This window comes from Streptomyces sp. NPDC050636 (assembly GCF_040654775.1).
Classification (GTDB): domain Bacteria; phylum Actinomycetota; class Actinomycetes; order Streptomycetales; family Streptomycetaceae; genus Streptomyces.
The window spans coordinates 1-10,556 of the sequence record NZ_JBFAIP010000152.1 but is presented as its reverse complement, the minus strand read 5'-3'; the positions used below and the strand labels follow the sequence as shown (position 1 = coordinate 10,556).

Below are 10,556 nucleotides of genomic sequence, written 5' to 3'. Positions count from 1 at the left end.
GGGGGGGCCCCGGGGGCCCCCCCCCACCCCCGGCGTGTTTATCGCTGGGGGGGGGGGCGGGCCGCGCCCACCCCCCGGCCCCCCCCCGCGTGGTGCGAGGTGCGATCACTCAGTGGCAGTTGGTGGTGCCGCTGTCGCTGTAGGTCTTGCCCGTCTCGGGCACAAACTGCCAGTCATAGCTGTTGGCGTGCAGGGTGAACTTGAGCACGCCGTAGGTGTCGCTGTTGCGGGCTTCGCTGTTGGCCTGGATGGTGCCGAAGCTGTAGTGGCTGGCACCGCCCATGCCGGCGACGAAGTGCCGGATGCCGCGGGTGGTGTCGAGCTGACCGCTCGGGTTCATGGGGGCGAACCGCTCGTACTGGTGGTTGTGGCCGGTGGCGATCACCTCGGCGTTGTTGTCGTAGAGCGCCTGGACGAGCGGCCCGGTCGAGGTGTTGGGTGAGTGGTTGGCGCCCGAGGTGAACCGCGGCTTGTGCCAGTAGGCGATGGTGCACGGCTTGGTGCTGGCCGCCAGGTCAGAACGCAACCACTGCTCCTGCGCCGAGCCGACGGACATGCTGACCTCGGAGTTCAGCGAGACCACGTGCCAGGTGCCGAGGTCGTAGGAGTAGTAGCCCCGGCCGGACGGGCCGGCGTTGGCGCCGAAGTAGTTGTAGTACCCCGTGGCTCCCGACGTGTGGTAGTCGTGGTTGCCGGGCGAGGGGCGGGTGCGGGCCTTGTGGCGCCCCCATGTCGGCTCGTAGTAGGTGGTGAAGTTCGACGCAGTGCCGTCCGGGTAGGCGTTGTCGCCGGCGGTGAACACCGTGCCGGAGATGCCGTCGAGCAGATTGGCGGTCTTGGTGTCGCCCGAGCCGGAGTTGGCGATGTCGCCCGCGCCGACGAGTACCGGGTCGACCGCTGCGGTTGCTGCGGGAGCGGTCGTGAGCATGGCTGCGATGGCGGCGGTCGCCAGTGCGACTGCTCCTCCTACCATCGCTGGTCTGCGGAAGCGGCGGTTGCCCATCAGGTGATCCCTTCTGAAGTGAGGGAGGGGTGTGGAGGGCGAGGAGGAACCTAGGGACGCACCGGAGCCATCACCACGCGATTGGATGAACGTTGTGCGTGCTGTGAGTGAGGTTTCTTTGCGCCCGCTCACGTGTTCTGACGACCCGTGAGTAGGCCACCGGCTGTTCATCGACTGCATGTCTGCCCGCCGACTACCGTGCCTGGTTCGCGCGTTGCCGGGACCCGACGATTGGTCATCGTCATCGTCATCGCGATCGAGTGCCGTTGCGGACGAACGCTCCGTGGGCGTCCGTCGTCGCAGCGGCGGCCCCCCACCCGCTCGCCCAGCGCAAGCCGCAGGAGGTGTGCAACGGGGTGTACCTGTCGACAATCGGCTGGTCCAAGAGAGCCATTGGCACAGGCGGGTCCGGCAGCCGCCGACTTCCCGCGATCAGCACCAACGTCTTCGCGCTCGGCGCGGTCAGCCTGGTCACCGACATCTCCGCGGAGATGGTCACCGCGGTCCTTCCCCTCTACCTGGTACTCGGCCTCCAACTGAGCCCGGCGGCCTACGGAGTGGTCGACGGGATCTATACCGGCGCCACGGCGCTGCTGCGAATCGTCGGCGGTTACGTCGCCGACCGGACGCGCAGCCGCAAGGCTGTGGCAGGCATCGGTTACGCGCTCTCGGCCGTCGCCAAGCTGGGTTTGCTCGCGGCAGGCCGGTCGGTCGGCGCGGTCGGGCTGGTCATCGCGGTCGATCGGACCGGAAAGGGCTTGCGCACAGCACCTCGCGACGCGCTGATCACGCTGTCAACGCCACCGGACGCCCTTGGCCGGGCCTTCGGCGTCCACCGGGCGATGGACAGCTTCGGCGCCTTCCTCGGCCCGTTGGTGGCGTTGGCGGTACTCGCCGCCGCCGGCCAGTCCTTCGACGCGGTCTTCGTCACCAGCTTCTGCATTGCCGTCCTCGGTGTCGTGTTGCTCGTGTTGTTCGTCCGCGACCGGCGCGACATGCGACCCGCTGCCGGGACCGTCTCACCGCGCGACGCCGTATCGCTGCTGCGGGCCGCGCCGGTCCGTCGCCTCGTCCTCGCCGCCTGTCTGCTCGGGCTGGCCACGGTCGGCGACGGCTTCGTGTACCTGCTCCTGCAGCGACGCGAAGAGCTGAGCGCGGGCTGGTTCCCGCTGCTCGCGGTCGGCACCAACCTCGGCTACCTGCTGCTCGCCGCTCCGGTCGGCGCCCTGGCCGACCGGGTCGGCAGGCTGCCGGTGATGCTGGGTGGCTACACCTCTCTGGTCGCCGTCTACCTGTTGCTGTTCGGGCCACTGGGCGGGTGGCCGCTTATCGTCCTCACACTCGGCCTCTACGGCGTTTTCTATGCCGCCACGGACGGCGTGCTGATGGCGCTGGCAGGCCCGCTGCTGCCCGAGCGGCTGCGCACCACCGGCATCGCCGTCGTCCAGACCGGCCAGGCTCTGGCCTACCTCGTTTCCTCGGTCCTGTTCGGGCTGGCCTGGCAGGCGTGGGGTCCGGTCACCGCCAGCCGGGTGGCTGCCGCAGGCGTCGTGGTGGCGATCACCGCCACCGCGGTGCTGTTTGCTCGCCGACCCACTGCCGTCACCCAGGAGGTATCCAGTTGAGCGCCCTGCCCCAGCGGACCCGGATCACCATCCTCGTGGCCGCCACTGCCGTGCTCGCCGTCGTCGCCATCGGCTACATCCGGCTGGCCGCCGACCGGACCACCACCGCCGCCGACACCACTGATCCGGTCACCACTACCGGGGACCGCGCAACAATCGCTTCCGGCCCGCGCCTGCTGGTGGTCAGCAACCGCCATCTCGCCACCGTCTCCCGGCGTGACCCAAGAGGCCCGCGGACGGTCGCCAAGCGGGAGTGTGTCCGCGTCTATGCGGCGGCAGGCACCGGCGTCTGCGTACGCCCCGACTCCCCGTGGTCCTACCATGTCGTCGTCCTCGATCGGGACCTCCACGAGAAGCGGGCGATCCCGGTCCCGGGTCTGCCCAACCGAGCCCGGGTCTCGGCCAGCGGCCGCATGGTGGCATGGACCACCTTCGTCGGCGGCGACTCCTACACCAGCAGCGGTTTCTCCACCCGTACCGGCATCCTCGACACCCGCACGGGCGCGCTCGTCGGCACGTTGGAGAAGTTCGCAGTGACCAAAGACGGCCACCCGTATCAGGCCGCCGACATCAACTTCTGGGGTGTCACCTTCACCGCCGACGACAACCGGTTCTACGCGACCATGTCCACGGCCGGCCGCCGCTACCTCGTCCGGGGCGACTTCGCCGCCAGAACCGTCCGCACACTCAAGGAGAACGTGGAGTGCCCGTCGCTGTCACGGGACGGCACCCGCATCGCGTTCAAGCAGGCCATCGGCGCCGACCCCACCCGCGGCTGGCGACTGTCCGTGCTCGAACTGACCTCGATGCGGGTGACGCCGCTGGCCGAGACCCGCAGCATCGACGACCAGGCAGCCTGGCTCGACGACACCACACTCGCCTACACGATGCGAGACAGCAGCGGCGACCCTGACGTCTGGTCTGTGCCGGCTGACGGGTCAGGCACACCTCGCCTGCTCGTACCCGACTCCGAGTCCCCGGCCGCACTGGGCTGACCCTGGCTTGATCTTCAACGTCCGCAGTCGAATGGTGCCTCGAACCTGATCACTCGGTTCGGTAACCGCGGTACGCGCAAGCGGCCTTCAGACCGCCGGCTTGGCCCCGCGCTTACGGCCTTGGCTCCCGGGCATGCCGTGCGATGCGCTGGGGATCAGCTGTTCTTGTGGTCAGTCGGCGCGAGGCCGCCACGTCAGTGCACGTCGTGCGGCTGTGGATCCGTCCGCGGCTGTTCCGGCTGCGGCGAGGAGGACCGTTGCGGTCAGGACGGCCGTGATGAGGTTCCATGACAGGGTTGCTCCGCTTTCTCCTCCGGTGACGGGCTGGACCAGGACGACGTGAACGAAGGTGCCGATGGCACCGGCGCCCAGGACAGCTGCGGGGGTTCGCCGAAGGTCTGGTAGCCGGAGACTCTTAGGCGCGCGCTCACCGCCTGACAGCTCACTGGTCGCGGTGTCGGTGACCGGCACACCGAGTTCGTCCAGGAGTTTCCGGCTGTCGTCATAGGCGCGGTCGCGGTCCACACCGTCCAGCAGGGCGGCCAACGCCACGTTCTCCACCAGATAGAGCTCGGGAAGCAATTCCCCGAACTGGAAGACCATCCCCATGTGCTTTCTGTGGTGCTCTGCCAGGCGCCGACCGCGTAAAGCGACGACATCGCCTCCAGCAACCATGACTGATCCTGCATCAGGTCTGACAAGACCGAGGATTACCAAGAGAAGCGTGCTTTTCCCTGTAGGCCACACGGTAGGCGTCCGGCCCATGCGGACACCCCTTTCACGCCTACGCAATGCCAGGGATTGGCACACCGGCCACACCGTACTCGCTGGCGAGCTTTCCCCTGGAGAGCGAGCGGCCCGTGAAACGACACACATCCGGGTCGGCGGCGAGCTTCGATGCCGTCGTGGAGCCTGATGGTGTCGGAGTGGGCGGGCGCGGCTGAAATGAAGGACAGCACGGCGAGGGATGCGCCGGCGAGGGCGCGAGCAGTCGTCTTGGTCACGGTGTGTTGACCGATATCGGGCCGGGCGTGGGATGCCTGCCGTACGGTCACCCGGACGGGTGCAATGTCGTACCGGAGCGTCGAAACATGAGCGCCGGTCGGCTTTCCTCTCATGCCGGGGTCGAGGGGAGCCACTGCATGCATTACGCAGGCAGGTGGGTCGTTACTTCCGCACCTGTCCCTACCCTGTGTGCGAGGCATCTGAGACAGGAGGGCAGCGTGGCCCGGAGACCCAAGATCCATCAGCGCGCGATGGGATTCGGTAGGTACTTCGAGGAATTCGAGGTCGGAGAGGTCTACCGGCACTGGCCAGGCAAGACCGTCACGGAGTACGACCACCACCTGTTCTCCCTGCTCACCATGGTGCGCCATCCGCTGCACATCGACGCGCACCACGCGCGGACCGCCACCCGCCATCAGCAGCCGCTGGTGATCGGCAGTTACGTCTTCTCCCTGCTGCTGGGGCTTTCCGAGTCGGATGTGGCCGGGCGCGCCATCACCCACTGCGGCGTAGAGAAGGTCGAGCACCACCAGCCGGTCTTCCACGGCGACACGCTCTACGCGGAGAGCGAGGTGCTGACGACCACCGACATCCCCGAACGCGAGGGCCGAGGCCAGGTGGCCCTGGAGACCCGTGGCCGCAACCAGCACGGCACCCTGGTGATGACGCTGCGCCGCGAACTCGTCGTCCCCAAGCGGCGCGCGGTCTGACCGCCGGTCAGAGGGACCCCTTGCCGGCCCGTGTGCGGCGACGGAGCCGCGCCGCCAGACACGTGCTAGCGATACGGACCTTCGACGTCCCTGCGGCTGGACACTGCATGCCGCGCGATGGTCGACAAGGTCAGCTCCCGCTCCTTCTCGATGACGAGCCAGCCCTTACCAAGGAGGGACTGGAGGAGAGGTCGGACCTCGTCGCCCAGCTCGTCCGCCAGGTCGTCATCCGTGGGGGAGTGGCCGGTCTGAAGGAGGGCGGCCACGTGGAAGACGAGTGCTTGCTCCTCCGCGGTGATGTTGAAGTCCATGATGCGAAGGTATGCGCGCCCCTCGTCCGCGGCACGCTGACAGCCCCTGCGTTGCATCTCGGGCAGTCACGGTCGGGTTCACTCGTTGTCACAAGCCAACGAATGAGTGCCGCGTCGGTGGGCGTACGCGAGTGAAGGTCCAGCGCTCCGCCAGGCGCCCCGTAATCACATATCCCACCCAGCCCACTCACAAATACAACCACCTTGCCACTGAGGACAAGTGAGGCCTACTCAAATATCACATCAAACCCTTGTGACACCCACACCCAACGGGCTGAAGCACTCCAGGCTGTGGCAACTCGCTACGGCAAACGCGGCTACGTCTACCTTGGCACCGCGACAGCAGCAGCCCTCACCAGCTGGCTACGCATGTGATCGCCCGGACAAGTCCTAGCTGACACCCTGACCGGCCGGGGGACGCAGCCACCGGGTCGCGCGGCGAGCGCGCGCCCTGTCGGACAACTCGCCCTTCTGGGAACCTGGTTCAACTCAGCGCGGGACCCGTTCACCAGAAGGAGCGGCATTGGACTGGCCGACAGCCGTCGCCTACGGGGCCATGGGAGGCGCCATCGTGGAAGCAGTTGTCTTCTACGGACGGATCTCCACCTGGCAGGCCATGCGACATCGCGTACTTGCCAAAGGGAAGGGACGCTTGCCCCCGCTGCGGCGCTATATCGACCTGCCCTCGGATCTTCTGGCCGCAGTGACCCGGCTTCTCCTCGGCGCGGGCGCCGGATGGCTGTTCCACTCTCAGATCACCGGCGTGTACGCGGCGGTCGCAGTGGGCGCTTCCGCTCCGGCGTTACTCAGGCAGCTCGGCGCTGCGAAGAGCGTCAGGGGCGCTGTGGAAGGCTCCTCGTCGAGCGAGCCGGCCGGAGAGCGGCGATCACGTGGGCGTACGACCGGCGGCGAACCGGCAACATCGCCCGAGGCAGCTCTCGGTTCGGGGAGCACGGCCGGGCAGTGGGGGGAGAGCAGCGGATGAAAGCCTCCCTTCTCCGGCGGTATCGGAATTCGCTTCTGGCATCGGACCTCGTCGATCACTGGTCAACGGAAGAGAGGGCCGACACAAGCACCCATCCGTTGTGGCGACGCTACGTCGCATCACTCCTGGATATCCCGCTCCCCGTCACGGTGCGGAACGCACAATCGGACAGTCGAAGTGATGCGCTCGTGGCTGGCTCGCGCAGGTCCACGGAGTCGCACCCGCGGGACACCGAGTTGACGCCGGTGGGTACGCGTCCCACGCCACTCGCCCCGAGCCCTGACGCTGCACGGCGCCCTCGGAGCACCACCACCCGCGCACTTGCCTCGGCCTTCGCCCTGTGCGCGCTTCTCGGAGCGGCAGCGATAGCCTCTGTTGTGACGCTGCCGTACAGCTCGCCGACGAACCGTCCTCCATCCAGCACGGTCGCCCCTACAAACCCTACCGGCACGGATACGCCAGACGGTTATCGGAGGGTCGACGACCCGGCGGGCTTCACCCTGGACATACCGGAGGGCTGGAGGCGCACCGAGGGGAGCAGCGGGGTTTTCTACCGGTCTCCCGGGTCTCCCGGAGGCAACAGCCTCATCCAGATCTTCACCGTCGCCGACCCACGAGGGACGCCCTACGACTCCTTGAACGAAACGGAGAAATCCGTCATGAAGAACCCTGGGTACGAGCGAATCCGGCTGGAGCAGCTCGGTTCCGGTGATGACGCCGCCGCGGAGCTTGAGTACACCTATAACAGCGAGGAATACGGCTCGCGTCGCGTCCTTGACCGTGTCTTCATCGGCGTCGACGGTGTGCGATACGCGGTCGTGGTAGCCGATCCGGCCGAGGAAAGGCTACGGCAGCGGGAAAGGCAGGAGGTCGTCCTGGGATCCTTCTGCCCGACACCGTACTGCGGGAATTAAGCCGTGCAGTGCTGCTAGGCGGAGGAGCTTCCATTCCGGCTCTGCCACTTTCATCTAGCGGCCGACCCGCGGCAGCATTTGTCCGCCTCGCACCGAGGAGCGGCTGGGGCGGCCGCTGGAGCCTGGCTGGCACAAGGAGTACCAGCCGCTGTACGACCGGGCGCTGGACGTGGGGCTGGCGGTGGTCCAGGGCCTCACGGACGCCCTTGACACGCTGGACGTGCCCTTCTGTCTGGCCTCAAACGGAAGCCACGCCACGATCCGCCGCAGCCTCATGCCGGTGGGCCTGGTGGAACGTTTCGAGGGCCGGGTATTCAGCGCCCGCGACGTTGCGCGCGGCAAGCCGGCACCGGACCTGTTCCTGCACGCGGCGGCGACGATGGGCGTCGCACCAGAGCGATGCGCGGTGGTGGAGGTCAGCCCGTACGGCGTGGCGGCGACGCGGGCGGCTGGCATGCGGGCCTTCGGCTACTGCGGCAGTCCGACACGGGAGGACCAGCTGATGGGCCCGCGGACGCCGGTCTTCGGCGACATGAGCCAACTGCCCAGGCTGCTCGGGGAGCCGTTGACATGAGCGCTCCTCGACGGGGTGGCCTGGGACCGCCAGTTTCACGCGTGGGACGGCGACGGGCACTCATGGGGGAGCGGGCCAGCTGACCACCAACCGGGCAAGACGGGGGTCGGCAGGGCGTAGTGCCACACCAGGGGCGCATCGGCATACCTCGGGCCTGGCGCGGGGGCAGGGTGGGCCGGACACCGCTGCGTCAGTAGGGTGGGCCACCATCTACGGGGCGGCGCGGCGAACCGAAGGAAACGGACAACCGCATGGACTACTGCGTTGGCTGCGGGAGCTATCTCGGCGGAGCGGAGGCGTGTCCGGCGTGTGCCGGCGCCCACGGTGGTGCGCCCACTGGGTGCCCTCCACCACGGCCGCACCCTCTCTACCAGAGCCACGTCCCGCCGATGCCCGAGCCGCCGGTCTACGAGCACACGGGAACGCACGGGTACGACGGGGGCTTTGAGACTCCGCACGCGTACGAGCAGACGCAGGGCTATGAGCCCGTGGAGTCCTACGAGGCAGGTCCGCTTCCCGAACAGGGTGGCGAGCCCGGCCCCGGCCCGGCCGATCGAGACCTCGACCCCGGCGTAGCCACCGGCTTTGACGCCGCTGCGGCTACGGCTACGACTGCGGGTGCGGGTGCGGGTCCCGGTGAGGGTGACGACGGGTACGCCTCCCGCCGGACGGCGGCCACCCGCCGCCGCGGCAAGGGCCCGCGCCGTGCGCGACGCCGCAAGGGCGGGAAGACCAGGCTGGCCCTCGGCGTCGCGGGTGGGGTCGTACTGGTCGGCGTCGTCGCGACAGGTCTGTCGGGGGAACTGATGCCCACCGGGCCGACGCACAGCAGGGACACGGAGTCACAGGCGTCGGCCACTCCCGTCGACGCGTCCGCCACCGCGCAGCCCTCACCAGGCGAGACCGCGGGAAGATCGGCTCGTCCGTCGCATGCCGCGAAGCCGTCCGCATCGGCATCGGACGCCGCCGTGTCCCACTCGGCGGTTCCCGTATCAGCGACCACGGCGCCGCCCGTCGCCACCCGGCCCATTACCAAGGAGCCGCCCCAGCCAACGCCGTCACCCACGAACGCGGGGTCGAACCCGAGGCCCACACCACGCCCCACACAGCCGCAGTCCTGCTTCCTCTTCTGGTGCTCCTAGATGACCGATTCCAACAGATCAGTGGCCGTGGGCAGTCAGTGAGCGCAGGACCGGTTGTATGGTGAGGCCGTTGTGCCACATCGTGGCGGTCAGGGCGAGGATGCGCTCCTCTTACCGAAGAGCGTGACCACGCCATACCCATGACGTCAGCGTCGCGACCTCTCTCAACCGGGTTCAGCCACAGTCGCGTCCGGCTCCGCTGGCCTTCACCACCACGCTCTTCCACCAGGTACAGCGACCAGGGCGTTCGAGGAAACCCACGGTGTTGATCTGCCGGTGCAGTACCGGCTCTTCGTTGCGGAGGTGGGCAACGGCTCCCCGCCGGTCCCGGCCACGGGTTGATGCCGTTGCCCCCCGACCGGTGGCCGGCGAGGAATAGGCCGTGGACGACGAGTGGGAAGAGGGCCGTGCCGGGTCGGCTCGCCGCTCCGTTCCCCTCACCGAACCCCTGCCTGGCCGGATCGGCGCACAGACCGATGAACTGACCCGGGGCACGCTCATGCTGACCGAAGTGGGCTGCGGTATCTAACATCCGGCTAATTTGACCGGCCTGGCAGATCGACCCGGACCAAGGAGCGGACGAAAGGTCAGCGCATGCCTGGGGCGGGATCTGGGCGGACGTCCTCAGCTCATCAGCTCGGGCGCGAAGTAGTCACGCAGTCGAGCGATCTTCCCGTCGCGGATGCGAAAAATCTGTACCAGCGAGACAGCCACTTCGTCTCCGTCCCCGTCGAAGACCGGGTCGATCTCGGCGATGAACACGTCGGGATCGGAGGTGGTGTGCAGCACGTATCCGGACTTCTCAAGGTTCGGCGAGCGGTCGCCCTTCACCTGTTGCTCGTAGTACGCCGCCATCACCCTACGAATCTCCTCGCGACCCACCAACCTCCTGGGGAAGGCGGCGCCGGCAGGCATGAGCGGCGCCTCGAGGACACCGTCCGCGGTGAAGTTCTCAGCAAGGGCATCGGCATTCCGGCTCATGGTTCCGGCGTAGACGTAACTCTCGAAGATCTCCTGCGGCGTTCGGGACAAGGCGGCCTCCTTGGACTCGGACTCAGTCGGGCTCAGAAGGCCACATCATCACAGTGACGCTTCCGGGAAGGCGGTTTCCGGGAACGATCACGTTCCGCCGGATCAGCTGACCTCCAGTCGCCGCGGGTGATGCTCAGCCTGGCCAACTAGGGCGTGTTTGAGATGTTGGTCGTGACTGTGGAACGATTTCGGGATGGCTCGTGGAGACCTGACGGACGAACAATGGGCCCGGCTGGAGGCGGTGTTACCGCCGTTGCCGA

General features: G+C 67.9%; 12 protein-coding genes. 8 read left to right on the top strand and 4 right to left on the bottom strand.

Annotated features, from left to right (window positions below; genetic code table 11):
- Positions 1-109: 109 nt before the first annotated feature.
- Entirely contained in the window at positions 110-928 is an 819-nt protein-coding gene (locus AB0I10_RS38665; protein ID WP_363157432.1) for a metallophosphoesterase, read from the bottom strand.
- A gap of 341 nt (positions 929-1,269) precedes the next feature.
- Here AB0I10_RS38665 and AB0I10_RS38660 point away from each other — a divergent pair, with 341 nt between their 5' ends.
- A complete protein-coding gene (locus tag AB0I10_RS38660; RefSeq protein WP_363157431.1) occupies positions 1,270-2,628 on the top strand; it encodes an MFS transporter in 1,359 nt (452 codons plus the stop codon).
- Positions 2,625-3,623, top strand: a complete 999-nt coding sequence (locus tag AB0I10_RS38655; RefSeq protein WP_363157430.1) for a hypothetical protein — start codon at positions 2,625-2,627, stop codon at positions 3,621-3,623. The genes AB0I10_RS38660 and AB0I10_RS38655 overlap by 4 nt, the downstream gene beginning before the upstream one ends.
- Before the next feature lie 171 nt (positions 3,624-3,794).
- Here the strand turns inward: AB0I10_RS38655 and AB0I10_RS38650 are convergent, their stop codons facing one another.
- Positions 3,795-4,388 (bottom strand): ATP-binding cassette domain-containing protein, encoded by a 594-nt coding sequence (locus AB0I10_RS38650; RefSeq protein WP_363157429.1) that lies wholly within the window; start codon positions 4,386-4,388, stop codon positions 3,795-3,797.
- Positions 4,389-4,846: 458 nt separating this feature from the next.
- Here AB0I10_RS38650 and AB0I10_RS38645 point away from each other — a divergent pair, with 458 nt between their 5' ends.
- A complete protein-coding gene (locus AB0I10_RS38645) occupies positions 4,847-5,338 on the top strand; it encodes a MaoC family dehydratase (RefSeq protein ID WP_363157428.1) in 492 nt (163 codons plus the stop codon).
- Positions 5,339-5,403: 65 nt separating this feature from the next.
- Here AB0I10_RS38645 and AB0I10_RS38640 read toward each other — a convergent pair whose 3' ends face one another.
- The gene (locus tag AB0I10_RS38640) at positions 5,404-5,649 is read right to left on the bottom strand and encodes a hypothetical protein (RefSeq protein ID WP_363157427.1); all 246 of its coding nucleotides are present in this window, start codon (positions 5,647-5,649) and stop codon (positions 5,404-5,406) included.
- A gap of 523 nt (positions 5,650-6,172) precedes the next feature.
- Here AB0I10_RS38640 and AB0I10_RS38635 point away from each other — a divergent pair.
- From AB0I10_RS38635 to AB0I10_RS38615, 5 genes are all read left to right on the top strand, one after another.
- Positions 6,173-6,634, top strand: a complete 462-nt coding sequence (locus tag AB0I10_RS38635; protein WP_363157426.1) for a hypothetical protein — start codon at positions 6,173-6,175, stop codon at positions 6,632-6,634.
- 377 nt (positions 6,635-7,011) lie between these two features.
- On the top strand, positions 7,012-7,548 hold the full coding sequence (locus tag AB0I10_RS38630) for a hypothetical protein (RefSeq protein WP_363157425.1): 537 nt from the start codon (positions 7,012-7,014) through the stop codon (positions 7,546-7,548).
- 76 nt (positions 7,549-7,624) lie between these two features.
- Positions 7,625-8,122 carry an HAD-IA family hydrolase gene (locus AB0I10_RS38625; RefSeq protein WP_363157433.1) on the top strand — a complete coding sequence of 166 codons (498 nt, stop codon included), beginning with the start codon at positions 7,625-7,627 and terminating at the stop codon, positions 8,120-8,122.
- A 389-nt stretch (positions 8,123-8,511) separates the two neighbouring features.
- On the top strand, positions 8,512-9,264 hold the full coding sequence (locus AB0I10_RS38620; protein ID WP_363157424.1) for a hypothetical protein: 753 nt from the start codon (positions 8,512-8,514) through the stop codon (positions 9,262-9,264).
- Positions 9,265-9,646: 382 nt separating this feature from the next.
- A complete protein-coding gene (locus AB0I10_RS38615; RefSeq protein ID WP_363157423.1) occupies positions 9,647-9,793 on the top strand; it encodes a hypothetical protein in 147 nt (48 codons plus the stop codon).
- Positions 9,794-9,888: 95 nt separating this feature from the next.
- Here the strand turns inward: AB0I10_RS38615 and AB0I10_RS38610 are convergent, their stop codons facing one another.
- A complete protein-coding gene (locus tag AB0I10_RS38610; RefSeq protein WP_363157422.1) occupies positions 9,889-10,296 on the bottom strand; it encodes a nuclear transport factor 2 family protein in 408 nt (135 codons plus the stop codon).
- Positions 10,297-10,556 lie beyond the last annotated feature (260 nt).